This window comes from Rothia sp. HMSC065B04 (assembly GCF_001812285.1).
GTDB lineage: Bacteria > Actinomycetota > Actinomycetes > Actinomycetales > Micrococcaceae > Rothia > Rothia mucilaginosa.
The window spans coordinates 49,960-73,528 of the sequence record NZ_KV808406.1; the positions used below are offsets into that span (position 1 = coordinate 49,960).

Annotated in this window: 21 protein-coding genes; 12 read left to right on the forward strand and 9 right to left on the reverse strand. The window is 58.8% G+C overall.

Annotated elements, in window-relative coordinates:
* Positions 1–103 precede the first annotated feature (103 nt).
* From HMPREF2845_RS00300 to HMPREF2845_RS00325, 6 genes are all read right to left on the reverse strand, one after another.
* On the reverse strand, positions 104–622 hold the full coding sequence (locus HMPREF2845_RS00300) for a hypothetical protein (protein WP_210394512.1): 519 nt from the start codon (positions 620–622) through the stop codon (positions 104–106).
* 156 nt (positions 623–778) lie between these two features.
* The gene (locus HMPREF2845_RS00305) at positions 779–1,552 is read right to left on the reverse strand and encodes an HAD-IIB family hydrolase (protein ID WP_070633565.1); all 774 of its coding nucleotides are present in this window, start codon (positions 1,550–1,552) and stop codon (positions 779–781) included.
* A gap of 185 nt (positions 1,553–1,737) precedes the next feature.
* Positions 1,738–2,592: a PTS system mannose/fructose/sorbose family transporter subunit IID gene (locus tag HMPREF2845_RS00310; RefSeq protein WP_049352264.1), complete on the reverse strand. Its 855-nt coding sequence runs from the start codon at positions 2,590–2,592 to the stop codon at positions 1,738–1,740.
* A gap of 11 nt (positions 2,593–2,603) precedes the next feature.
* Positions 2,604–3,473, reverse strand: coding sequence for a PTS mannose/fructose/sorbose transporter subunit IIC (locus HMPREF2845_RS00315; protein WP_070633567.1), 870 nt, complete (start codon positions 3,471–3,473; stop codon positions 2,604–2,606).
* Positions 3,470–4,450, reverse strand: a complete 981-nt coding sequence (locus HMPREF2845_RS00320; protein ID WP_012902658.1) for a mannose/fructose/sorbose PTS transporter subunit IIA — start codon at positions 4,448–4,450, stop codon at positions 3,470–3,472. The genes HMPREF2845_RS00315 and HMPREF2845_RS00320 overlap by 4 nt, the downstream gene beginning before the upstream one ends.
* 733 nt (positions 4,451–5,183) lie before the next feature.
* Positions 5,184–6,053, reverse strand: coding sequence for a PRD domain-containing protein (locus tag HMPREF2845_RS00325; protein WP_049345980.1), 870 nt, complete (start codon positions 6,051–6,053; stop codon positions 5,184–5,186).
* A 259-nt stretch (positions 6,054–6,312) separates the two neighbouring features.
* Between HMPREF2845_RS00325 and HMPREF2845_RS00330 the strand changes: the two genes are divergently transcribed.
* The 8 genes from HMPREF2845_RS00330 to HMPREF2845_RS09175 all read left to right on the forward strand — a co-directional run bounded on the left by HMPREF2845_RS00330 (position 6,313) and on the right by HMPREF2845_RS09175 (position 15,267).
* Complete coding sequence (locus tag HMPREF2845_RS00330) at positions 6,313–7,056, forward strand: response regulator transcription factor (protein ID WP_049345979.1); 744 nt, start codon at positions 6,313–6,315, stop codon at positions 7,054–7,056.
* Positions 7,057–7,149: 93 nt separating this feature from the next.
* Complete coding sequence (locus HMPREF2845_RS00335) at positions 7,150–8,805, forward strand: sensor histidine kinase (RefSeq protein ID WP_246824574.1); 1,656 nt, start codon at positions 7,150–7,152, stop codon at positions 8,803–8,805.
* 264 nt (positions 8,806–9,069) lie between these two features.
* Positions 9,070–9,771 (forward strand): TetR/AcrR family transcriptional regulator, encoded by a 702-nt coding sequence (locus HMPREF2845_RS00340; protein ID WP_049357527.1) that lies wholly within the window; start codon positions 9,070–9,072, stop codon positions 9,769–9,771.
* Positions 9,772–9,949: 178 nt separating this feature from the next.
* A complete protein-coding gene (locus tag HMPREF2845_RS00345) occupies positions 9,950–12,763 on the forward strand; it encodes an MMPL family transporter (RefSeq protein ID WP_070633569.1) in 2,814 nt (937 codons plus the stop codon).
* Positions 12,764–12,887: 124 nt separating this feature from the next.
* Positions 12,888–13,292 carry a fluoride efflux transporter FluC gene (locus tag HMPREF2845_RS00350; protein ID WP_239662311.1) on the forward strand — a complete coding sequence of 135 codons (405 nt, stop codon included), beginning with the start codon at positions 12,888–12,890 and terminating at the stop codon, positions 13,290–13,292.
* A complete protein-coding gene (locus HMPREF2845_RS00355) occupies positions 13,292–13,744 on the forward strand; it encodes a fluoride efflux transporter FluC (RefSeq protein WP_005504159.1) in 453 nt (150 codons plus the stop codon). The genes HMPREF2845_RS00350 and HMPREF2845_RS00355 overlap by 1 nt, the downstream gene beginning before the upstream one ends.
* A 225-nt stretch (positions 13,745–13,969) precedes the next feature.
* Positions 13,970–14,608 carry a VanZ family protein gene (locus HMPREF2845_RS00360; protein WP_070633571.1) on the forward strand — a complete coding sequence of 213 codons (639 nt, stop codon included), beginning with the start codon at positions 13,970–13,972 and terminating at the stop codon, positions 14,606–14,608.
* 113 nt (positions 14,609–14,721) lie between these two features.
* Positions 14,722–15,267: an ArsR family transcriptional regulator gene (locus HMPREF2845_RS09175; protein WP_049352282.1), complete on the forward strand. Its 546-nt coding sequence runs from the start codon at positions 14,722–14,724 to the stop codon at positions 15,265–15,267.
* Between the two features lie 173 nt (positions 15,268–15,440).
* On the opposite strand, the gene HMPREF2845_RS00370 is transcribed toward HMPREF2845_RS09175, so the two are convergent.
* The 3 genes from HMPREF2845_RS00370 to HMPREF2845_RS00380 all read right to left on the reverse strand — a co-directional run bounded on the left by HMPREF2845_RS00370 (position 15,441) and on the right by HMPREF2845_RS00380 (position 18,834).
* Complete coding sequence (locus HMPREF2845_RS00370; protein WP_070633572.1) at positions 15,441–16,448, reverse strand: MIP/aquaporin family protein; 1,008 nt, start codon at positions 16,446–16,448, stop codon at positions 15,441–15,443.
* Positions 16,449–16,930: 482 nt separating this feature from the next.
* Positions 16,931–18,160, reverse strand: coding sequence for an acetylornithine deacetylase (gene argE, locus HMPREF2845_RS00375; protein ID WP_049362477.1), 1,230 nt, complete (start codon positions 18,158–18,160; stop codon positions 16,931–16,933).
* 131 nt (positions 18,161–18,291) lie between these two features.
* Positions 18,292–18,834, reverse strand: a complete 543-nt coding sequence (locus HMPREF2845_RS00380) for a flavin reductase family protein (RefSeq protein ID WP_049340082.1) — start codon at positions 18,832–18,834, stop codon at positions 18,292–18,294.
* 382 nt (positions 18,835–19,216) lie between these two features.
* Here HMPREF2845_RS00380 and HMPREF2845_RS00385 point away from each other — a divergent pair, with 382 nt between their 5' ends.
* From HMPREF2845_RS00385 to HMPREF2845_RS00400, 4 genes are all read left to right on the forward strand, one after another.
* Complete coding sequence (locus HMPREF2845_RS00385) at positions 19,217–21,217, forward strand: DUF6541 family protein (protein WP_049345958.1); 2,001 nt, start codon at positions 19,217–19,219, stop codon at positions 21,215–21,217.
* Positions 21,218–21,413: 196 nt separating this feature from the next.
* Positions 21,414–22,157: a glycosyltransferase family 2 protein gene (locus tag HMPREF2845_RS00390; protein ID WP_049345957.1), complete on the forward strand. Its 744-nt coding sequence runs from the start codon at positions 21,414–21,416 to the stop codon at positions 22,155–22,157.
* A 2-nt stretch (positions 22,158–22,159) separates the two neighbouring features.
* Positions 22,160–22,543, forward strand: a complete 384-nt coding sequence (locus HMPREF2845_RS00395) for a DUF2304 domain-containing protein (RefSeq protein WP_049345954.1) — start codon at positions 22,160–22,162, stop codon at positions 22,541–22,543.
* Between the two features lie 54 nt (positions 22,544–22,597).
* The gene (locus HMPREF2845_RS00400; protein ID WP_070633574.1) at positions 22,598–23,473 is read left to right on the forward strand and encodes a glycosyltransferase family 2 protein; all 876 of its coding nucleotides are present in this window, start codon (positions 22,598–22,600) and stop codon (positions 23,471–23,473) included.
* Positions 23,474–23,569: the final 96 nt, after the last annotated feature.

Consider the following 23,569-nt stretch of genomic DNA (forward strand, 5'->3'; position numbering starts at 1 on the left):
CCGTACAGGGGAGTGGTTACGGTCTTTTGGGTGCCTGAACACTCACCTCGACTAACGCTCGTCGAATACTTTTTGGGAGGGGCGAGCGAGCGCAGCGGGGTCTTTAGCGCTGAGTGCCCAGCTTCTGTGCCGCGAAATCCGCGTACTCTTGCACGTGCGCGCGAGCCTGCTTGGTCAGCGCCTTATTCTCATCCAGGATGCGCGTCGACTGCGCCGCCATCAGCTTCAGGTACTGGCGGTCGCGGGTCTTTTTCCATGCGGTGCGTGCCGCCTCCAGCTCCGCAAAATCGTTGAGCGCCTGACGCTGCATCGTGTAGCGAACCCACATGAGCACCAGAATCAGCACCAGCGGGATGAGACACGCCCAGCTCTGCCACAGCCCGTACAGCGCCGCCGCAATGGCGCCCAAAACAATCAGCACCGGGGAAATGGAGACGATGGGGGAGTCCGGGCGGCTCTTCTGGTTCTTCACGAGCGATTCACGCGCCATAGCGCGGAAGGTGTCGGAGAAGCTGGACGGGTCGTAGGACTGAGCAGGCTCGGCCTGCTGGTTCTTCTGGGACTGGTTCTTCTGGGACTGATTCTTGCCGGGCTGGTTCTTTGGGGGTTGAGCGGGGCACATAGAAACCTCACGGGGATACACGGGGAGTAACGGGAAAGCGGACGTTTCACGTGAAACGGGGGAGTAGGCGGTGAGTGCGCGTGAGAGAAGCGGCGAGTACGCGGAAGCGGCTGGCAGACGGGCGCTCGCCGCACCTAAACGCCACCTCGGCAGCTTCTACAGGGAAGCCTCAATAAACTCGTACGCCTTATCCACACAATCGGTGGTGACAGCCTTAACCTCATCGGGGGAGTAGCAGAACGACGCCGAACGGTCAGCGTAGCGGTGCATGTCGATATCGTTCCACGAATCTCCAATCGTATGCACCTCATAGGAGCTACCCGGATGCTCCGACTGCAGGTACTCCACCAGATGCTGCAGACCGGTGCCCTTTGTGCAGGCGGGCGGCACAATATCCAGGAAATCCTGGTTCTTGTGGCAGTCCACCGAATTACCAAAACGCTCTAGAATCCAGGTGTACGCCGCCTCGCGAACCTGAGCATCCGGAATCCACAGGGGTACACCCACGTACTCGTGGTTCTGTAGGTCATCAGCCGGCAGGGGAGTGAACTCCGGCAGGATATTCGTCGAGGAGCCCACCCGGTCGCAGAGGCTGTAATCGTTATCCAGAGTCGTCGCGAACAGAGCCACGCCGTCCACGGTGCTGAAATGCTCGTAGCACGCCTGCACAACACTCACCGGAAGAGGCTGATGGTAAATCACCCGGTACTGCCGGTCAGTAATCACCGCACCCGTGTACAGCACGTGGTAATCAAAGCGGATGGCGGTCGGGTTCAACGCCAGTTGCGTGGCAAAAATGCTCTTGCCCGTGCACGAGACCGCCAGGTTACCCTCCGCCTGCCAGCGGGCAATCGCCTGCTCAGTGGCAGGCTCCACGGCACGGTTAAACAGGATCGTGCCGTCAAGATCGAAAGCCATCAATTTGGTCATAGAAACTCCTTCGCGGGAGGGCTGCATTGCCGCGAATTGTGCGCCGCAACCGATAGAAAACGCCCATGAAAAACGGGGGTGCCGCCGGTACTTTTAAGTGTACCGACCGCACCTCCGCCACTTGAGATATAGCCCCTGAATCTCACGCTCTCATAGAAGGGTGAAAGGGTTCATCCCTCAGATTTTTAGAGGGCCAGGAATCCCAGGTAGGAACCGAGGATGCCCACGCCGAAGAGGGCGAAAATCAACCAGATGGCGTTAATCTTCTTCTTCAGAAGCCACATGCACAGGAAGCACAGACCCAGCGAGGCCAGGCCCGGCAGCAGATCGTTCAGCACGGACTGGACGGTCACATTTACCGTCTCGCCCGCCTGGTTTGTGTAGCTAGTCAGCGGCAACGGAATGTTCACGCTCGTCCAGCGGTACACCAGAGCACCCATCACGAACAGGCCCATCACGGAGGCGCCCTGAGTAATCTTCTGCAGGGTGTTGCCGCCCGCCTCGGTCACAATCTGGGTGCCCTTCTCGTAGCCGTACTTGAAGCCGTACCAGCGGGTTGCCCAACGAATTGCGGTCATGCCGAAGAAGAACAGCAGCGGGCCCAGAATATTGCCGGTCACCGCCAGGGATGCGCCCAGAGCCGCCAGCACAATACGTGCGGTACCCCAGAAAATCGGGTCGCCCACGCCGGCCAGTGGGCCCATCAGGCCCACCTTAACGTTGGTGATGGCGGCTTCGTCGATGTCCTTACCGGCTGCCTTCTCACGCTCCATCGCAGCGGTCACGCCCATAATCGAGGATGCAACCCACGGCTGGGTGTTGAAGAACTCCAGGTGGCGGGTCAGCGCCTCCGCCTGGTCTTCCTTCTTGGTGTAGAAGCGCTTAATCGCCGGAATCATGGAAACCGCGAAACCGATGGACTGCATACGCTCGAAGTTAAACGAACCAAGCAGAAAAGTGGAGCGGAAGTAGGTTTCGACCTTGTCGCGCTGGGTGAGCTCGGGAACTTCAACGAGCTCGACGTTCTTGTTCTCAGTCATGATGATGCTCCTTACTCGAGCTCGTTATCGAGGTCGTTTGCTACGGCTGCCGGTGCTACGGCGGGTGCCTCGCTCTTATGGAAGAGCGGGGTCAGCTGGGTGTACAGCAGACCCAGGCAGGCGCCCACAATACCGATAGCAACCAGGTTGAACTGTGCCTGACCGGACAGGGTTGCGACGAGGTCCTTCGCGCCTTCGGTGCCAGCAATCGAAATCGACTGGGTTGCCGGGATAGCGGCGGCGGCAATGAAGCCGAGGAAGAAGAAGGGCATGAGAGCCTTCGAACGCATCATGTTGATGACCATTGCGAAACCGACCACGGTAATCATGCCACCGGCGATACGCAGGCCAACGGTCACCTCTGTGGGAATCATGTTCAGCAGGCGGGTCAGCTCTTCGGAGCTAATCAGAGCCACAATAGCGGTCGGGATAGCCACACGCAGACCCTGCAGAGCCATACCGCTGATGTGCATCAACTCAATACCGCGGAAGTTCGCGGTCTTCGCGAAATTATCCGCCTGATGCTGGAAGAACACCGTAATGGTACGAACGAAAATGGTCAGAACCTGACCTGCTGCAGCCAGCGGCACAGCAATAGCAATACCGGTGGTGATGTCCTGGTGACCCTGAATCACAACAACAGCGGAGATGGTGGATGCCAGGGCCGAGTCGGGAGCCATAGCCGCACCGACGTTCATCCAGCCCAGTGCGATGAGCTCCAGTGCGCCACCGAGCATAATGCCGGTAGTCGGGTCACCCAGCGCAAAACCCATCAGGGTACAAGCGACCAGGGGGCGGTGGAACTGACGCTCGTCCACCACGGATGCGACGCCCGCAATGAACGCCACGAGAACAACGAGAATAAACGTCAGGGCGCTCATGCGTCCAGGCCTTTCTGCTTGAGGATCTTTTCCAAATCAACCGGGGAGTGGTTGGGCAGCTGCTGCACCGTCAGCTTCACACCGCGCTTAATGAGTTCGCGGTAGGCTTCCAGGTGCTCCTCGGAGGCGTACACTGCGTCCGAGAGCTGAACCATGCCGGTCTTGAAGGTGACGCCACCAACGTTCACTTCGTTGATCTTGACGCCTTCGTCGAGCAGTCGCACCACGTCAACGGGGGATTCCACGACGAACATGGTCTTCATGCCGGTGTACTTGGGGTTGTTGTACACGCGGCCAGCCTTAGCGATGTCCAGGACATTGGTCTTCACGCTGGTCGGCGCGACCTGCAGCAGCAGGGACTTGCGCAGCTGATCGTGTGCCGCATTATCGGATGCCGCGATGAAGGTCTGCGGTGCGATGTGCGGAACCCAGGTGCCTGCCACCTGACCGTGAATCAGGCGGGAGTCGATGCGGGTGAAGATAGCGTCCATGGTGCCGCCGGGAACCTGCTGAGCAGCCGGAACCTCGACCGCCTTGGTCTCTGTGGGCTTCGCCTCGGCGGGCTTGGCGGCTGCGGGCTGGTTCGCCTCCTGGAAGGAGCGAATACCCTTAGTGCCAGCCTTGTGCGCCTTAGCGACCAGGGACTTGAGGGTTGCGTTCTTACGGCCTGCGCCGGAGATGACCTCAATAAGCATCGGTACGTTGACACCGGAGACGACGTCGACGCCCTCGCGGGTGGCTGCGAACTGCGCACCGGCGTTGTAGGGGCTACCGCCGAAGAGGTCGACCAGCAGCAGGGTTTCTTCTGCTTCAGACGCCTCAACGATGCGGGTGTACTCTTCGACGAGATCTTCGGGGCCCTGACCCGGCAGGAACGTGACCGGGTGGACGTTCTCGAAGTTACCGAGGATCATGCCGGCGGTCTTCAGCAGAGCCGGAGCCGACTCGCCGTGTGCCGCCACAATGATAGTGACCATAGTGGTCCTCTCGTTTTCGTGACATGGTGTGTATAGGGCCCGTGAGGGGCCTCATAATTCTCAGATGGTAACACGTATATTGTGTGTTTTGTGGGTTTTTCTGGTTATGCACACTTTAGGTTCTGGTGACATTTTTTCAAGTGTTGGAATATGGGTTTTTGATGTCAAAACACGTATTTATTACCGGGGTGCGAAAAATTTAAACAGAACACCGAAAAAAGGTTGTCGACACGGGGAGAAATGCGTTATTTTTGTGAAATTTCAGGAATGACGGCATCTTGCAAGCGGACTGACGAGGTGCTTGTTATGGGATATTTTGGACTGTGATAGTGCAAGAAAATGATTTACAAAGAAAATACCGAACAAAAAAATGGGTGCACGGATCAAAAGATGTGGGATTTATAAAAAACCAACATTTTCCTGCGGTCTGTCCACAGAATGGTATTTCTGGAATATGCCGCTATAAACCGTCATTTCAAAATTTAAATCGACGCGCTAACGCGCGAAGGAAAACCCGGGAAAACGACAATTTAGTGACAGGTTGTATATATAAATAGCAACCCACCTTTAACGGCCACGTTCCGCCCGGCATCACCCCTCTAGAATCCTCACTCCCAGATTCTTCACTCCCCGATTCCCCATCCGAACCCCTCACCGGGATTCTGAGGCGCAGATTTCGCGGCATAGAAAAAGCGACCGGGAACCCTCCCGGTCGCTTTCTATCGAACATGCGCTACGCGTTAATGCCCCACATATCCCGCGCCAGACGCGCAATATGAATCGTCAAATACGTCAACTCATCACGAGTCAGGCTCTGCTTCAGCTGCATCTGCAGTACCAACAAAACCTTCTGCGCACACGCGTAGGCGCGCGGTGCATCCTCACGAAGAGCCGCCAACAAACTCGGCTGCGACACCTCATCTGCATCCTCCGCGCGATTCGCGGAGGCGCGGCTCGCCCGCACAAACAGGTACCGCAGGTGCGTCACAAAACGTGCCGCACTCATCGAATCCGGGTCGATCTTCCGCTCGTAGCTTGCCTCAATAATTTCAAAAACCTGCGCGAAAACCTCGGTCATGCGGAATGCCTGAGACATATCCGCCGTCGCAAATTGCGCGTTGACCAGGTGCAACGCCAGGGGGATAGCCTCGTTCGGGTCCAGTTCAACCTGCAGGCGCTCGCGAACCATTTCCAAAACCGTGCGGCCGTACTCCACCTCGCGCGGGTAGAGGACAGTCACCTCCGGGGCGAGCGGATACTGCACCCGCACCCCGTCACGCGCACGAACCACCGCATAGTGCAGGTGATCAGCCAGCGGAAGAATAAATGAGTTCGACAGCTCCAGTGCACCCTCGGCGCGCACCTTCGACTCCAAAAGCGTGGCAATCGACAGAATCTCCGCCGGAATCTCAGACAGAGTCATGCTCAAACGCTCACCCGACATGCCCTGCTCCGGCACAAACGTCTGCTCCACCGCAGACGGGTCAATCAGCTGACCCTTACGCTTACCAAAAGCAATGCCGCGACCAATCATCACGGACTCCTTGCCGTAATGATCCACCGTGAGGACAACATTGTTGTTATAGATACGGCTAATGCGCATGTGTCCTCCTCTGCGGGTGTCGGGGCGCCTGTGTCGGGGTGGCACACTGAAACAATAAAAGGCGATTGAGTATCACCTAAGCTACTACAAATTTTACCGAAAGATTGAACCCGTATAGAAGGGGTAACGCGCGTGGTTGGGATAATGGGCGGCGCGAAACTGTGCCCCAGCTGTGACGCGGGCAAGCATTCCATAAGTTTGCGGCTGAAAACTGGCTCCCGACCCACCGTGAACCCTAAATCGCGATACTCTTAACCACATGAGCAGCAAAGCAACCGAAATCGCAAAGAACCTTCCCGCGCTAGAGCACCCGGACGGTAGTCCCATCCGCGCCCTCGTCGTTGACGATGAGGAGATGCTCAAAGAACTCGTCAGCATGGGTCTGAAAATGATCGGCTGGGATGTGCAGTCCGCAGGTGACGGTCCCTCCGCACTCGCGATTGCCCGCGATTGGCGCCCCGATGTGCTCGTGCTGGATATTATGATGCCCGGCTTCGACGGACTGGAGCTGCTCTCCCGTATCCGTAAGTTCTACCCCGAGGTTCCCTGCCTCTTCCTGACCGCTAAGGACTCGGTGGATAACCGTATTGAGGGCCTTGCCGCAGGTGCGGATGACTACGTGACTAAGCCCTTCTCCATGGAAGAGGTCATGATTCGCCTGCACCGCCTGGTGCAGCGTTCCGGTGTTGCCGCCATTGACGATGCTGAGTTGGTCGTTGGCGACCTGGTGTTGAACCAGGATACCCGTGAGGTCACCCGCGGTGGCGAGCAGATTAACCTCACCGCGACTCAGTTCGACCTGCTGCGCTACCTCATGGAGAACGCGAAGCGCGTGGTCTCCAAGAGTCAGATTCTTGATAATGTCTGGAACTACGATTTCGGTGGTCAGGCAAATATTGTGGAGCTGTACATCTCCTATCTGCGTAAGAAGATTGACGTGGGTCGCGAACCGATGATTCACACCGTGCGCGGTGCCGGTTACGTGCTGCGTCCCGCTGTCTAAGTTTATTCTCTGCTCTTCATATGGCGCGGTATAACACCCGGTTATACCGCGCCATATCAGTTATATTCCGTATTTCGAATATAGAAAGAAAGGATGCTCGTGGGCTCCTACTCACCCGGTGACCCCGCCTCCCTGGATAACGAAGCAACCCGCCCCCTGCGCGCGGGTACCCCCGCACGAGACGGCGCCACGCGCTCGCCGGGGAACTTCTTCGTGCGCCTACGCGCCGCCTGGAAGAGCATGAGGAATCCCGAAGCATCCCCGGAAGAACTCGGGTACGTACCCCACCTTCGTTCACGTCTTATCGCAATCCTCGTGGCAGCCCTCGGCATCGCCTGCCTCATTATTGGCCTGTCCACCTACGTGACCCTGCAGAACTCCCTCTACCAGCAGGCACAAAGCGACCTCAAAGAAACCAGCCACCGTGTAGTGCAGCCAACTTCTCGAGACGGCAAGCGAGAAGAAGTGGACTGCAGCGACCTGCAGAAGAGTAGCTCCCTTTTCGCACCCGGTCAGGCGTCCGGAACCATCATTACCTGTGTCGAGTCCGAAGGTGCTGTGGAAGTCGCCAGCAAGCTCGGTAAGGACGGCACCGTACAAACCCTCTCCGCCAACGACCAGGTAACCCTCGGAACCATGGCGCTGAACGCCACCAAAGAAGAAGTCCGAGAGGTCAAACTGGAATCCGGCCTGTACCTCATCAAAATCACCCCGAAGGCTAATAGCAGCGCTGACGCCCAGGTGGTTGGTATTCCGCTCGCCAATGTACAGCAGACCCTCACCATCTTCGTGATTGTGGTAGCCCTCGGTTCCATTGCCGTGATGGTCGGCGCCGGCGTGGCGGGCTCCTACATTATTCGTGGCACCATGAAGCCCCTGGAGCGAGTCTCCGCGGTGGCAACCGATGTGGCGCACCTGGACCTGGAAGAGCACACCATCTCCTCGGCGGTGCGCGTGGATCCGAAAGATTCCGACCCGCGCACTGAAGTCGGTGCCGTAGGCTACGCCCTCAATCAGCTGCTCGATAACGTGAACTCCGCCCTGGAGGTGCGCGAACGCACCGAACACCAGATTCGCGCCTTTATTGCGGACGCCTCCCACGAGCTGCGCACGCCCCTTGCCGCCATTAAGGGGTACTCCGATATGCTCCGCTGGACCGAGCCGCTCAGCGAATCCGGCCAGTCCTCCCTGGCGCGTATTGATTCGCAGACCGAACGTATGTCACGCCTCGTGGAGGATCTTCTGACCCTTGCCCGCCTGGACGAGGGTCGCGAACCCAAGCTGGAGCAGGTTGACCTGACCGAGCTGGTGCTTGAATGCACCTCCGACATGCAGGCGGCAGCGCGCACCCACGAATGGCACCTGAACCTGCCCGACGAGCCGGTTGAGGTTGTTGCCGATCGCTCCCAGATTCAGCGCGTGATCTTGAACCTGCTCTCGAATGCTCGCAAGCACACCGATGAGGGTACGCGCGTCACCGCGGGCCTGTCGGTGGATGCTGCACGCCGTGAAGCCGTGGTGACCGTGACCGATAATGGCCCGGGTATTGCCCCGGACTTCTTGCCGAAGATTTTTGACCGCTTCACCCGTGCCGATAAGGCGCGTTCGGGTTCGGATGGAACCACCGGTCTGGGGCTGGCAATTGTGCAGGCGATTGTGCAGGCGCACGGCGGTTCGATTCAGGTGCAGAGTCAGCCTGGGCATACGGTCTTTACGGTGCGTCTGCCTTTGGAGGCGGCGCGCGCCTAATGCGCCTGCTCGGTGGCTTGCTGAGCGGCTCGCTGAGCGGGTAGCCGGGTGAGTGCTCGAGGGGGTGGGGTGTGTTGTGCATACCCCGCCCCTTGGTGCGCGTTTTTGGGGTGTTATAGCGCCCTGACGTGCTAAAACACTAAATTGCTTGTTGAGTAAAGATTAAATCTGCACTTCAAGTTTATTGCCTTGAGTGCAAATATGTGGTCAATCTAACCCCAAAATAGTTACCCTCGGTGAAACAATGCGCGTATTGTAAAAAACATGGCTAATCTTGTTGAATCCCCCGCAAACATCACGGACAAGCGTTCCGCCCGCAAGGCAGAGAACCGCATCGCAATCGTTGAGGCAGCAGAATCCCTCATCCTCGAGGGCGGCTACGGCGCCCTCAACGCAGAAGCACTCGCAGAACGCGCCGGCGTCTCCCGCCGCACCATCTTCAACCACTTCGCCTCCGTAGACGACGTGCTGGTCACCCGCATGAACCAGTACTTCAACCGCATCTTCGAAGAATGCGACTTCAGCATCTCCGGCGAAAACGCAAGCATGGAAGCCGAAATGCTCTCCATCGCCCGCAACGTCTTCATGAGCAACACCCTCGAAGAGTACATCGCACCCTTCGCACACCTGCTCTACGCCCTCGAAATGGACAGCCCCGCAAAGTTCGAGGAATACTCGCACGTCATCCTCGAGCGCACCTACGACATCTTCCTCGAGCAGTACCTCGAGGCATACCCCGACCTGCCCTACCTGCGCGTGGCAGTCTTCGCCTCCAACCTCTCCGAAACCATCGGTGAAGGCGTCTACTACTACCTCACCCGCGCCGAAGAAGTAACCGCCAAGGTCGCAGCGGAAGCCCCCGAAGGCACCCACCCCGAAGCACTCGCCATCGAAGCGATGCGCCAGTGCGTACTCGAGGCACTCGACTACCTGGGCCGTCTGGTCCAGGGCGAATTCGCAAGCTAAGCCCCAAAGCGTTCACGCTCAAAAACTCTCGCTTCGGGCACCTCACCTGCAGGTGCCCGAAGCGGGGTGTTTTTTGCCCAAAAACAGGGCACAGCAATCGCAGTACAGGGCAACCACCGTATTCACACGCACCCAACGCACCAAACTCTTCACTCACTCAACTTCAAAGGAATAATTCATGGCTACATGGCTCTACCGCATCGGTGAAGCCGCCGCCCGCCGTGCCTGGGCTGTCATCCTTGCCTGGGTACTCATCATTGCCGGTGTAGCGGGTGCCTACACCGCGTTCCACGGCAAGCTCAGCAACACCTTCACCATGCCCGGAACGCAGACCCAGCAGCTCTCCGACGAGCTCGCACAGCGCTTCCCGAGCGCCAACCGCGGCTCCGGCCAGATCATTATCACCACCGGCGACGGCACCGCCCTCACCGAAGAACAGAAGCAGGCATTCTCCGCCGCACTGAGCGCACTGCCCAGCGAGGTGCCCTCCGTGGATGCGGTCACCGACCCGTTCACCACCACCTCCAAGCTTGCAGAAGCGAAAACCCAGCTCGACGAGGCGCACGCCAAGATTGACGCCGCCCCCTCCCAGATCGAGGACGGCAAAAAGCAGCTGAATGCCGCCACCTCGCAGCTTGAGGGCGGCATGAAGCAGATTGCCGACAACGAGAAGAAGCTCGACGACTCGCAGGAGCAGATTACCGCAGGTCGAAAGCAGCTGGACGACGCGCAGAAGCAGTTGGACGATGCGCAGGCACAGCTGAAGGACGGCTACGCCCAGGCGGAGGCGGCAGGCTCACCCGCCGCCATGATGGAGCAGCTCAACACCCAGCAGGCGCAGCTGACCGAGCAGCAGAACGCGCTCAATCAGCAGCGCGACACTCTCGCCGAGAGTCAGAAGCAGGTTGACGCGGGTCGCGCAGAAATCGCCTCCAAGAAGGACGAGCTGGCTGAGGGCAAGAAGAAGCTGGACGAGCAGCGCAACCAGCTTCAGAAGACCGAGAGTGACCTGCCTGCACAGCGTGAGCAGCTGGAGCGTCAGCAGAAGCTCTACGACTTCACCGCCGGCTACCGTATGGTCTCTGAGGATCAGTCCACGGCGATTGCGACTGTCTCGTTTAAGAAGAAGATTTACGAGGTGCCGTCCGCCGAATTGCAGAAGGTCATGTCCGATCTCGAGTCGGCGAACCTGCACGGGGCGACCGTCCAGTTCGACGCGAACCTGAGTGAATCCGCGCTTGGCGGCGGCTCGCACACCGGTGAGGTTGCGGGTATGGTCATCGCCTTCATCGTGCTCATGGTTATGCTCGGTACTCTCGTTGCTGCCGGCCTGCCGATTCTCATGTCTCTGGTGGGCGTGGTGGTGGGTGTGCTCGGCACGCTTTCGCTTTCCTCCGTCGTGGAGATGAGTTCTACCGCCTACACCCTGGGTCTGATGCTTGGTCTGGCGGTCGGTATCGACTATTCGCTGTTCATTCTGAACCGCTACCGCACGAACCTGCTGGATGGCATGCCGAAGGTCCAGGCGATTGCTCTGGCGAACGGCACGAGCGGTAACGCCGTGATTTTTGCGGCGAGTACCGTGATTATTGCGCTCGTGGCGCTGAACGTGACCGGTATTCCCTTCCTGGGCGTGATGGGTAATGCCGCCGCGTTCTGCGTGGTTGTTGCCGCCCTGATCGCGGTGACGCTCACCCCGGCGGTGCTGTCCCTGGCGGGTACCAAAATCATGTCGAAGAAGCTGTGGGCTTCCATCGATACCCCGCAGAAGATTGCGGAACGCCGCGCGCAGGATGCCGAACGCACCGAGAAACCGAACGGCTGGTTGCGCCTCGTGCTGGCGCGTCCGCTACTGACCCTGGTGGCCGGTACGCTGGCGCTGCTGGCGGTTGCCGCCCCTATGTCTCAGATGCGCCTGGGTCTGCCGGACGCCTCAAACTACCCCTCCGATAGCGCCGCGTACAAGTCGTATGCGCTGGTCAAGGACAAGTTCGGTGAGGGCATGAGCGCCCCGCTGGTTGCGGTCGCGCACACGCCCGCGAACATGAGCGAGGAGCAGGCTCAGCAGGCACAGATTGATATCGTCTCTGCGGTGAAGGAGCGCGGCGGCGCGAACGTGCAGGCTGTGGTTCCCGGCGGTATGACCGATGACCGTACCCTGATGATTTTCCAGGTGATTCCTGCCCACAGTGCAAGTTCTGTGGAGACTGAAGAGCTTGTCCACGAGCTGCGAGCCGTGACCGTTCCGGTTCAGGGCTCTGAGGTGTCTCTCGGCATTGCGGGTCAGACCAGCGGCAATATTGACGTCTCCGAGGTGCTCGCGCAGAAGCTGCCCCTGTACCTGGGCGTGGTGATGGGGCTGTCCTTCCTGGTGCTGATCCTGGTGTTCCGTTCGATTATGGTTCCGCTGGTTGCCTCGGTGGGCTTCCTCTTCTCGGTGCTGGCGAGCTTCGGCGCCGTGGTGTCGATTTACCAGTTGGGCTTTATGAGCTCCCTCTTTGGCGTGGACCATCCGGGTCCGGTGTTGTCCTTCTTGCCGACCCTGCTCATCGGTATTCTTTTCGGTCTTGCGATGGATTACCAGATGTTCCTGGTGACCGGCATGCGTGAAGCGTACGTGCACGGCAAGGATGCGGCGACCGCCATTGTGAGCGGCTACAACCATGCGGTGCGTGTGGTGGTGGCTGCCGCGATCATCATGATTTCAGTGTTTGGTGGCTTCATCTTCGCTGATTCGACAATGATCCGCCCGATGGGCTTCGGTCTGGCGTTCGGTGTGCTCGTGGATGCGTTCATTGTGCGCATGACGCTGACCCCGGCGATTATGGCTCTGCTGGGCGATAAGGCGTGGTGGATGCCTAAGTGGCTGGATCGCCTCACTCCGAATATGGATGTTGAGGGCGCCGCGCTGAGTGAGAAGATGAGCGAGAATATTCAGCACGAGCGTGAGTCTGCTGCCGCCGACTCGGGTGGCAAGCTCGGGTCAGAGTAAAGTATTAGTGTGCGTTTGTGCGCCACGGCGCACTCTGAAGACTAATACGAGATGAAAGGGCAGGTGCACGGCGATGAGGAACCGCGCGAGTATCCGACAGTGGATAGGAGGCGTTCTGAGCCGTGTGCCTGCCCCTTTTCTTGTCTTTTTGGGAGGCGGTACGGGTGCGCTGTGCCGCGTGTACACTCCCGGCGGCGTGCTGGTGGCGAACCTGCTGGGTTCGTTTACGCTGGGCCTGCTGACGATGGTGTGGAACGCCTACGCGCGCCGTGACGGTGAGGAGCGGATTCATTCGTTCCGTCTGCTTTTTGGTGCTGGCATGATGGGCGGCTATACGACGTATTCGTCGATTGCGGCGGTTTTGGCGCAGACGATTTTTCTGCCGTACACGGTGCATGCTCAATATATGATGCTGGCTGTGGCGGTGCTGCTGGTGGGTGGTTTGGTTGCCGCCGCGGCGGGCATGCTGACGGGTCGTTTTGTGGCGTCCCGCTTGGTGCCCGCCCGTGATGTTGAGGAGGGCCGCTAATGTTTTTCGCTCTGATGGTTTTCCTGTGCGGCGGTTTGGGTGCGATGACCCGTTTCTTCTTGGATAAGGCGATGTCGCCTCGCCTGCGTACGGAGTCGTCGATTATTAGCCCGGTGTTCGTGATTAACCTGGTGGGCTCGTTCCTGTACGGCCTGCTGATTATGCCGGTGTCTAATCCTCGCGCGCTGGGGGTGCACTATAACGCCACGGATCAGGTGGCGTTCTGGTGCACGGTGATTACGACCGGTCTGCTGGGTGGGTTTACGACGTTTTCGACCGCCATGGTGGAGGCGCTGACCGCCCGCTCTGAGGGCAAGATGGTGAAGTTCCTGATGCTGTGGCTGGTGCAGGTTGTGGGTGCGATGGTGGCAGCTCTGGCGGGTGCGTTGCTGTTTGTGTTGCTGTTTGGTCGGTATATTGCGCCGGTGTTCCCGCCGGATGTTCTGTACTGACCGCGCCAGCTGTGGTGGTTCTCATGGTGTGTGTGGGTGTGTGTACAGCTTTTTCACAGTTTCGCCTAGGGCGAGCCATAGAGCGGTCTTTTACACTGGTGGTGAACGATATGCGGCGGGTATGAACGGTAACCCGCTATATACCACCAAGAATATATGTTAGAACAGGCATATATGCAGGTGGAGTTCATATAACTCACTCTCACGACCTAAGGAACACACGGCATGCAGGAACTGCTCAGTAAACACATGATTGGCACCTTCGCCATCGAGATTGCGGCGCTTACTGTCGCACTCTCTATCATCGGGTTCATTGGTATGCGCCTGCGCGCCAAGAAGACCGGTCGAGCGCACAGCATCCGCCAGTACCTGTTGACCGCGTCCTTTGCGCTGTTCCTTGCTTCTATTCTTTCTCTGACGCTGACCCCGATTGGCTCTTCCAATAGCGTCACGAACCCCGAGCTGTACTACCCGCGTTTCTATGTGGGCTGGAGCTGGCAGCAGGCGTGGGATCTGACTGCCGGCATGGGTCTGCGCCGCTTCGCAACGACCGTGTATGCGCAGCTCTTCTTCAATATCGCCATGTTTATCCCCTTGGGCTTCTTTACTGCGGGCTGCCTGCGCTGGGGTCTGCGCGCCACGGCGCTGAGTGGCTTCGCGCTGTCGAGCTTCATTGAGTTGAGCCAGTTGACCGGTAACTGGGGCCTGGCGGGCTTCACCTACCGCACTTTCGATGTGGATGACATTGTGAATAACACTGCTGGCGCGGTTCTCGGTGCGGTCTGCATCTGGGTGGTGCGCGCGATTCAGAAGCGTCGCGCGGCTAAGCATGACCGGGCGCTGGCAATGGCTACCGCCGCCTAGTAGATTCTCGGATCGCCAGACGTTTTCATAACATGATTGATATAATTCATGTTATGAAAACATCTGCTCCTAGCCTCCTTCCTATCTTGCGTAGCGACCTGCAGGGTGAAGTGATGGCATTGTTGTTCTCTCACCCTGAGCAGCAATACACGGTGTCACAGATTGCTGATGCGACACGTGCATCATTGCCGACTGTTTCCCGAGAGGTGAATCGTCTGGAACAGTCCGGTTTGGTGGCTGTCCAGAATGTTGGTAGGACCCGTATGGTGCAAGCCAAGGTTGATAATCCGGTGGGCCAGGCGATGCGTCAGTTGATTCTGGTAACTTATGGTCCTGTTCCGGTGCTCCGGGATACTTTGCAGGGTGTTTCCAATATTGAGGGTGCCGCTATTTATGGCTCGTGGGCTAGCCGTCGTTCTGGGGTGGCTGGGCACGTGCCGAACGATATTGATGTGCTGGTTGTGGGCTCCCCTTCACGGCAGAAGCTGTATGAGGCTATCGATGATGCTGAGCAGAAGCTTGGCTATGAGGTAAACGTGAAGCGGCTATCTCCTGAGGCTTGGAACTCGCAGGACGGCTTCGTGCAGACTGTGCGGTCGCGTCCTATGGAGGTTCTCTTTGGGCAGCTGGAGGTGAATGATGTCCACGCTGAAGCCTAAGCTGGGACCTTTTTAAGGTGCACTTCTCATCATCACCTCCGAAGCTTTTCCGTGAGGTAGACGCAACGAACCCCTCATTTTCATAACCTGACCGATATTGTGCAGGTTATGAAAATGAGGGGTTCGCCGTTTTTAGATGAAACCCTAGACAGGGAAGTTCTCGGGCGGGAAGACTAGTCGTCCTCAATCACCTGGTTGACGACGCGGGTGCTACGGTTGCCCTTCACCTCTTCGGGCAGCAGAATCGGCATGGAACCGGTCGGCGTGTAGGTTGCCGCGCGTGCCGCCGCGGTAGCGTGGGTATCCTCAAACTCGGGGATAACCTCGGAGCTGGGTGCACGGTACAGGTGGCTATTAGCCCACCACGCGAAGAGCAGAACCACAATCGCCAGGGCGCTAGAGACGAACAGCCACGGGCTGACCTGACCCTCGTAGTAGAGCTTGAAGAATGCGCCACCCATGAAACCGCCGGCAATCGGGCCGCAGATCGGAACCCACGCGTAGAACCAGCGCGAGGAGCCCTTATCGTGGATGGGCAGCAGGGCGTGCATGAGGCGCGGACCGAAGTCACGGGCGGGGTTCAGGGCGTAGCCGGTCTGACCGCCCAGGCCGATGACGAGTACGGTGACCATGAAGCCGAAGGCGAGGGGCTTGAGCACGTCGTTGAGGTTGAGGGAGAGTTCCACACCGCCGCTGATGGACGGCTTGAAGTTCACGCCGGTGTACAGTGCCGAGAAGACCAGCATGAACGTGCCGATCATTTCGGAGAGGGCGTTGGTGAAGTAGTTGTGAATAGCGGGGACGGTGCCGAAAACGCCGAGCTTAATCTTCTTGTCGGCGGTTGCTTTCCAGTGCGGCAGGTAGTTGAGGTAGACCAGTCCGGCGCCGACCATTGCGCCGAGTACCTGGGCGATGATGTAGCCGGGGACCTTCTCCCAGGAGAACTCGCCGAACGCTGCCAGGCCGATAGACACAGCGGGGTTGAGGTGGCCGCCGGAGTAGGCGTGGGAGGCGTAGACGCCGAAGGTGACGGCGAAACCCCAGCCGAAGGCGATGGTGAAGAAGTTGTCGCCGTGGCCTTTGGACCGGCGAAGTTCGACGTTGGCGATGACGCCGCAGCCGATGGTGCACATGATGAGCGTGCCGAGGAATTCGGCGAGGTAGGGGCTGATGGTGTACACGGGGTGTCCTTCAGGTAGTGAACTGCGGGTGGTAAACCGGGATTCGGTCGGGTGCGCAGTGCCGAGCGTGAGGGAGGTGTGGTTTTGTGTGGGTTATGTCGCCTGGGTGGCGTGTTTAACCTTTGGCATCTATGGAACCTTGAATACCCCTGGAAGACAATACTTTTGTGTTATTTCACCCTTAGACATAAGCGGTTTTTCGGGTTTTTCGTTTAAAAATAAATGTGGTGGATGAGGGGAAAAACAGGCATAGTCCACACCTTGGACTCATTCCATAAACCCATACTTAAACCCACAGTTCAACCGATCGTTAAATCCATGGCTCAACCAACACTTGAATCCCCACCTTCACTACCCGCCATCAGCACAAAAAATGCCCGGGCACCGCATGAGGTACCCGGGCATTTTCTGTAATTTTTGTGCGGCTCTTATGAGCCGCCATGGTCTGGGTTCTACGCCGCTACACGGTTGCTATGTGGCTGCTACTTGGCGCTCGCCCAGTCGAGAATCGCCTCGAAGAAGCGCTCACATTCGCTCAGCTGCTCCAGTTCAATCCACTCGTTCGGGGAGTGCGCCTGCGCAATATCGCCGGGGCCGCAGATGATGCTCTGCACGCCGGCGCGCTGGAACTGGCCCGCTTCGGTGCCGTAGGTGACCTTCTGCGGTGCGTCGTTGGTGCCGAGCCACTCGTGGGCGAGGCGCACGATGGGCGCATCGTCTTCGGTACCGAGGCCAGGCACGGCGGCGAGCAGTTCATGCTTCACACCCACGCGGGAGGTGAGGCTACCGGGCTCCGCGCCGGTCAGCTTCTCCGCGCGTGCGGCGCGTGCCTGCAGATCGGGCAGAATCACCTCGGAAATCTCGCGGTCAATGCGCTCCACGAAGGACTCGGTAGTCACCTGCGGCAGGGTGCGCACATCGTACTCCACGACCGCCTGCTCGGCGACGATGTTGTACTGCAGGCCGCCGTTTGCCAGGTTCACGCTACCGGTGGAGTGGGGGATGATGAACGACTCGTCGTAGGGACCTTCTTCTTCCCACTGGTCCGCCATATCGGTGAAGAAGGTGATGAACTCGCCAGCGGCAGCAACCGCGTTCACGCCGTGGGTGGCGAGGGAACCGTGCTTGGGCACGCCGGTGAAGGTGACGCGGCCGCGGTGCGCGCCCTTGTGCGCGTCGATGATGCGCATGCTGGAGGGCTCACCCACAATCGCGTAGTCGGGGGCGAGGTCGCGCGCCACGAACTCCTCGATGAGGGAGGGTGCACCGACGCAGCCGATTTCCTCGTCGTAGGAGAACGCGAAGTGCAGGGGAGTGCGCAGCTTCGCCTCGGCAACGCGCGGCAGCAGCCAGAGGGCGACTGCGAGGAAGCCCTTCATATCGCAGACACCGCGGCCGTAGGCGCGGGTACCCTCCACGCGCAGGGTGAACGGGTCGGCGTCCCAGTCCTGACCGGCGACGGGCACGACGTCCGTGTGGCCGGAGAGAATAACACCGCCGCGGGTGGTGCCGTCCGCTGCGGGGACGGTGACCAGCAGGTTGGCGCGGGTGCCGTCCTCGTTGTAGGTGCGCACGCCGCTGTAACCGTAGCGGGCGAACTCGGCTTCGATGAGCTCAATGAGTTCCAGGTTGGAGCTGCCGGAGATGGTGGGAATCGCGATGAGCTTTTCGAGCCAGGGGAGGGAAGCGGGCTGGGTGGTCTGAGCCGTCATAACTATTCCTTCTGCAATGTAATGCTGTGCGCTGTCATGTGCCGCGTGCGCTGTTATGTTCAGGGTACGCCGCGGGGCGGCATTCGTCGCCTCATGGTCGTCGAATACCGCCCCGTGACCCCTGCGCGGGGTTAGATGCTGTAGTTGTTCACGTTGGAGTGGTCGCCCAGCGCGTGGAAGTTGCGCGAGTGGTAGACCAGCGGGGTGCCTTCGCAGTCGTTGCGGATGAACTCTTCAACCTGCGCGGTGAAGACGAGTGCGGGGCCTGCCTCAACGCGGCTGAGCGGGGTTGCGCGCAGTACGCGGCGCACGCCGTGGACGAGGGGCTCACCGGTGTGGACGAATTCCCAGGTGCTGGGGTCCTCAAAGCGGGGGTAGTCGTGGGTTGCGAAGTTCTTCGCGAGGGTGACATTCTCAGCGTCGAGCATGTGCACGAGGAAGGAGGAAGCAGCCGCGATCTTTGCTGCGGAGCCGCTGTTTGCCTTGAGGGAGAAGGCGATGATGGGCGGTTCTGCGGCGACGGAGGTCAGCGAGGAGGCGGTGAAGCCTGCGGGTTCGCCGTTTTCGTCGGTGGCGGTGATGATGGCAACGCCGGCGGGCTGGTGGCCGAAGGCGAGCTTGAACTGCTCGGAGGTGTCGGCGATGGGTGCCTGTGCTGCAATGGTTTCGGTCATGATCGACCCTTTCTTCTGCGGCTGCGTTTGAGGGGTCGTCCAGATGTGTATGCGTTGGGCGACCCTTTGTTAAGGGGAGATATGTTTCAGAGTAAAGCTAATGGGTGCTGAACACCTTATTTATTGCCCTATGTTTCTTAGGTGCACCTTTCATGACGTAGGGCGTGAAATATTACGTCATATTCTTCGTCATATGGGAGCTTCACACAGACAGCCCAACCAGCGCCCTGCAACACATGATTGAGGTGCTATCCCTCTCTCTTCTGGGGGTTTTGCGGGGGTGAAGAGGGCTCTAGGGTATCCTTGCTTGGTACGCGAAAGCGCACCGCGCCCCGTATTTGAGGGGTTTTTCGGTGCGTGAACTGTGGGGAGAAGAGGGTTAATGAGCTGGTTGGCAACTATTCCGCTGCTACTTTTTGCGGTCGTGTTGGCTTTTGGTCCCGGCTATGCGATGGGCTGGGCGTTGCGTGTTCCTGTGCGTCTGCGTGTTTTTTATGCGCCGCTGCTGACTTTTGCCCTGGTGGCTGTCTCTGCGATTGTGCTGGGTAAGACCGGCATTCCGTGGAGCCTGATTTCTTTTGTGCCGGTCGCTGCCGTGATGGTGGCTGTGGCTGCTGGTCTCATGTGGCTGGTGGGCCGCCGCTGGCCTGCCCTGACCTCTGCGGCTTGGCCGGGTAACGATGTTCCGGTGACCTGGCCCGTGATGGGTGCGGTGCTGGGCGGGTTCCTGGTGACGCATATGACCGAGGACATGGTGTATGGTCCGGAGGCGTTCTCGCAGAGCCTGGATAATTCCTTCCATATGAATGCGATTCGCTGGATTCAGGAGCACGGCGATGCCTCCAGCCTGACCCTTGGAGCAGTCGCTGCTGCGAACCAGGAGCCGACGTTTTACCCGGCGGGTTGGCACGATTTTGTGTCCCTGATTTATAGCACCACGGGTACGAGTATTGCGACCGCCACCATTGTGACCGTGCTACTGGCTTCCGGCATTTTGTGGCCCTGCTCGCTGGTGGCGCTGAGCCTGAGCATCCCGAAGCTGCGCCGCCTGCAGGCCCTAGCTATTCCGGCGATGATTTGCGGTTTTGCGGCTTTCCCGGGCCTGCTACTGCGCTGGGGTGTGCTTTTCCCGAACCTGCTGGGCTATGCCCTGCTACCTTCATTTGTGGCACTCATGGTGTACCTGGTACAGGTGATGGTACGCCGCGAGTATTCGGCATCCCTATCGCTGGGTTTAGCCTCCCTGGTGGGTCTTGCGGGTCTGGCGCTGGTGCATCCGAATGCGGTGGTTTCTGCCGCAGCCTTTGCTGTACCCCTGCTACTGGCTGGTGTGGCGCAGGTCCTGCGTTCGCATGAGTTGATTGCTCGACAGAAATGGGTGGGTTCCATCCTGCTACTGGCTTTCCTGGCTGGTTGTGTAGGGGCCTGGCGTGTATTACGTCCCGCTGAGTTTGCAAGTAATACTTGGTCGCCGATTCTGACCGAGGGTGAGGCCCTCTATCAGTTCCTCTTCCTGGGCCTGGAGAATGGTAATCAGCTGGGTGATAAGTTTAATCCCTCCTACTTGGCGGGTTTCCTGGTTCTGTGGGGTGTGGGGTACCTGCTGTACAAGCGCCGTAACCTGTGGCTGATTGCCAGCTGGGGGCTGATTGGTTACCTGTGGATTGTATCCGCCTCGGTGCCGCGCGGTGAGTTCCGCCTGCTGATGGTGGGCCCCTGGTACACCGACCACTTCCGCCTGGCGGCTCTGGTGGTATTCCCCTCAGTGATCCTAGCTGGTATCGGCTTGGGTGGCTTCGTAGAAGGTCTGCTTACCTGGGTTGCGCGCCGAGCACCACGCCCGGCACGCTTGAAGGTTGCGACCATCGGCATGGGTGTCGCGATGATCCTGGTACTGGTAGTTGCTGGTCTTTCTTCGCGTGTTCCTTCGGTGCAGGAGACGACCCAGGCGGTCTCTCGTGAATACCGCCTGACCCCGACCTCTGTGGTGTTGAATCAGGACGAGATGAACGTCATTAATGAAATCCCGAAGATCGTACCGAAGGACGATGTGATCGTGAATAACCCCTGGGACGGTAGCGCCTATATTTACGCGCTGGCGGATCGTCACCTGACGGGATACCACTTCGAGTTTGAGACCTCACCCAAGTACTCGGCGATTATGCACAACCTCAAGGACGCTCGTACAAACCCGGAGGTGTGCCGCGAAGTGAACGAGTACAAGGCCCACTGGTACGTTCACCTGGAGAACCAGCTGAACTTCGGCCCGGACGCCCAGAAAAACTACGACGGCCTCGTGGCTGCTATCGATACGGATGTTCTGACTCCGGTGTACTCCTCGGGTCCGATGACTCTGTACCGTATTAGCGCGTGCGATAACTAATGCGATAACTAAACGGTGCCTCAGCGCTCCTACGGGGGTGCACGCATCTGCAGAAATTCGTGCAGTGGTCTGCATTCTGGCGCTAAATCTGAGATACTGCGGAACCACTGATATGATGAAAGTCGGTATGTCTACTAGGGCATGCCGGCTTTCACACGCACGGTAAGACACATTCGTTAGGAGGGGTAGCTGCCCTATGGGTTCTCCCACATCGCCTCTTACCCCCCACACGTATCCTCGTACGCTGGTGATTATGCCCGCCTGGAACGAGGAAGAAGCACTGCCCGGCACTATTACTGAGCTGCAGGAGACGGTGCCCTTCGTGGACCTGGTGGTGGTCAATGACGGCTCCACCGACAACACCTCCGCTGTGGCTCGTGAGGCGGGTGCTTTTGTGATTGACCTGCCCTACAACATGGGCGTGGGTGCCGCCATGCGCACCGGCTACAAGTACGCGCAGCGCATGGGTTACGACTACGCCATGCAGGTGGATTCGGATGGTCAGCACCACCCCGAAAGTATCCCCACGCTGATTGAGGCAATCAAGGACTACGATATTGTAATTGGTTCCCGCTTTGCGGAGGGGGCTGCCGACTATGAGGTGTCAGGTCCACGCAAGTGGGCGATGGGCCTGCTATCGTTCCTGTTCACCCGCTCGGCGGGCACCCCGTTCACGGACGTGACCAGCGGCTTTAAGATTGCTAACCGCCGCGGCATCGACTTCTACTGCCGCAACCTGCCCGCCGAATATTTGGGCGACACAATCGACATCACCGCCATGGCTATTAACAATGGCTTGAAGGTGCGTCAGGTGCCGGTGAATATGCGTGAACGTCAGGGAGGTACCCCCTCCTCCGGTCCGCTGAAGTCTGCTGTCTATCTGGTTCGTTCACTGTTTGCCTACGGCATTTCGGTGAGCCGCCGCCCCGAGGAGAAGTAATCATGAGCGCGAGTGTTTTTTTCCTCATTCTGTCCGTACTGGTGTGTGCCTTTGTGATTGTGCAGGTGCGTCACCAGCGCATGAAGGAGCGGTACGCCGCCCTGTGGCTGATTATCGGCGCGGTCATTATCGTGCTGGGCGCTTTCCCGAGTCTGCTAAACGGTGTGGCGGACTTTGTGGGTGTTGCCCTGCCGGTGAACCTGTTGTTCCTGCTGTCGATTCTTTTGCTCATGGGCGTCAGTATTCACCTGACCCTGGAGCTGTCGCGCCTGTCGGAGAAGACCCGTATCCTGGCTGAGGAAGTCGCCATTTTGAAGGCGCTTCAGGAGCAGCCGGAGGGTGCATCTGGCTTAGGCCGTAAATCCTCTGCACGGGGCGAGCAGTAGGAACCATAATTTTCTTTTAGTATTTTTTACCCCTTTGACCTGGAGTAATACCTTATGACCGTTGATATTCTGTTCCCCTACTACGGCGACGTCGCCATGATGAAGCAGGCTGTACTGTCTGTGGTCGGTCAGACCAACCCGGACTGGCGCCTGATTGTTGTCGATGATGGCTACCCGGACGACTCGATTCCTGGCTGGTTCGAGTCGCTGAAGGACGAGCGCATCACCTACATGCGTAATGAAACCAACCTGGGTGCGAACGCGAACTACCGCAAGTGCCTGACCTTCGTGGAGAACGAACTGGTCACCGTCATGGGTGCTGACGACGTCATGCTCCCCAACTACGTGCAGTGGCTCGTGGATGCGGCGGCTAAGCACCCCGAGGCGTCCATCTTCCAGCCCGGCGTGGTCGTGATTGATGAGAACAACGGCCTGTCGAACACCCTGGTGGAGCAGACTAAGTCGTTCTACCGCCCCAAGGGCGAGGCTGTGCTGAAGGGCGAGGAGCTGGCTACCTCCCTGCTGCGCGGCGCGTGGTTCTACTTCCCCTCCCTGGGCTGGCGTAAGGACGCTATCGTGGGCACCGGCTTCCGTGAGGGCCTGAACGTTATCCAGGACATGGCGCTGATCCTCGACATTACGATGCGCGGCGGCTCCCTGTACTACGACCCGCAGGTTGCGTTCATGTACCGCCGTCACGGTGGTTCTGACTCGTCCTGGCGTGCCCTGGAGGGTACCCGCTTTGAGGAGGAGCGCCGCTACTACAACACCATGGTTGAAGAGATGACTGCCCTGGGTTGGACGAAGGCTGCTCGCGTGGCTCGTATTCGCTTCTCTTCGCGTGCTCACGCGCTGACTCTGCTGCCGAAGGCGGCTCTGGCGAAGAAGTGGCAGGGTGTTAAGAACCTTGCTGAGCACGTCGTAAAGTAAAGACTTCAATTCTATAGGTGCGACCAGTAGAGAACGGAGATAGCGTGGAATCATCGGCAGAGTCCCAGCCGAAGAAAATGACTCGTGGTCATTCGA

Excerpts from the sequence above, each read along its gene's own strand:
- HMPREF2845_RS00300 (WP_210394512.1), bottom strand. The coding sequence starts at position 622 with ATGTGCCCCGCTCAACCCCCAAAGAACCAGCCCGGCAAGAATCAGTCC.
- HMPREF2845_RS00305 (WP_070633565.1), bottom strand. The coding sequence starts at position 1,552 with ATGACCAAATTGATGGCTTTCGATCTTGACGGCACGATCCTGTTTAAC.
- HMPREF2845_RS00310 (WP_049352264.1), bottom strand. The coding sequence starts at position 2,592 with ATGACTGAGAACAAGAACGTCGAGCTCGTTGAAGTTCCCGAGCTCACC.
- HMPREF2845_RS00315 (WP_070633567.1), bottom strand. The coding sequence starts at position 3,473 with ATGAGCGCCCTGACGTTTATTCTCGTTGTTCTCGTGGCGTTCATTGCG.
- HMPREF2845_RS00320 (WP_012902658.1), bottom strand. The coding sequence starts at position 4,450 with ATGGTCACTATCATTGTGGCGGCACACGGCGAGTCGGCTCCGGCTCTG.
- HMPREF2845_RS00325 (WP_049345980.1), bottom strand. The coding sequence starts at position 6,053 with ATGCGCATTAGCCGTATCTATAACAACAATGTTGTCCTCACGGTGGAT.
- HMPREF2845_RS00330 (WP_049345979.1), top strand. The coding sequence starts at position 6,313 with ATGAGCAGCAAAGCAACCGAAATCGCAAAGAACCTTCCCGCGCTAGAG.
- HMPREF2845_RS00335 (WP_246824574.1), top strand. The coding sequence starts at position 7,150 with ATGCTCGTGGGCTCCTACTCACCCGGTGACCCCGCCTCCCTGGATAAC.
- HMPREF2845_RS00340 (WP_049357527.1), top strand. The coding sequence starts at position 9,070 with ATGGCTAATCTTGTTGAATCCCCCGCAAACATCACGGACAAGCGTTCC.
- HMPREF2845_RS00345 (WP_070633569.1), top strand. The coding sequence starts at position 9,950 with ATGGCTACATGGCTCTACCGCATCGGTGAAGCCGCCGCCCGCCGTGCC.
- HMPREF2845_RS00355 (WP_005504159.1), top strand. The coding sequence starts at position 13,292 with ATGTTTTTCGCTCTGATGGTTTTCCTGTGCGGCGGTTTGGGTGCGATG.
- HMPREF2845_RS00360 (WP_070633571.1), top strand. The coding sequence starts at position 13,970 with ATGCAGGAACTGCTCAGTAAACACATGATTGGCACCTTCGCCATCGAG.
- HMPREF2845_RS09175 (WP_049352282.1), top strand. The coding sequence starts at position 14,722 with ATGGCATTGTTGTTCTCTCACCCTGAGCAGCAATACACGGTGTCACAG.
- argE (WP_049362477.1), bottom strand. The coding sequence starts at position 18,160 with ATGACGGCTCAGACCACCCAGCCCGCTTCCCTCCCCTGGCTCGAAAAG.
- HMPREF2845_RS00380 (WP_049340082.1), bottom strand. The coding sequence starts at position 18,834 with ATGACCGAAACCATTGCAGCACAGGCACCCATCGCCGACACCTCCGAG.
- HMPREF2845_RS00385 (WP_049345958.1), top strand. The coding sequence starts at position 19,217 with ATGAGCTGGTTGGCAACTATTCCGCTGCTACTTTTTGCGGTCGTGTTG.
- HMPREF2845_RS00390 (WP_049345957.1), top strand. The coding sequence starts at position 21,414 with ATGGGTTCTCCCACATCGCCTCTTACCCCCCACACGTATCCTCGTACG.
- HMPREF2845_RS00395 (WP_049345954.1), top strand. The coding sequence starts at position 22,160 with ATGAGCGCGAGTGTTTTTTTCCTCATTCTGTCCGTACTGGTGTGTGCC.
- HMPREF2845_RS00400 (WP_070633574.1), top strand. The coding sequence starts at position 22,598 with ATGACCGTTGATATTCTGTTCCCCTACTACGGCGACGTCGCCATGATG.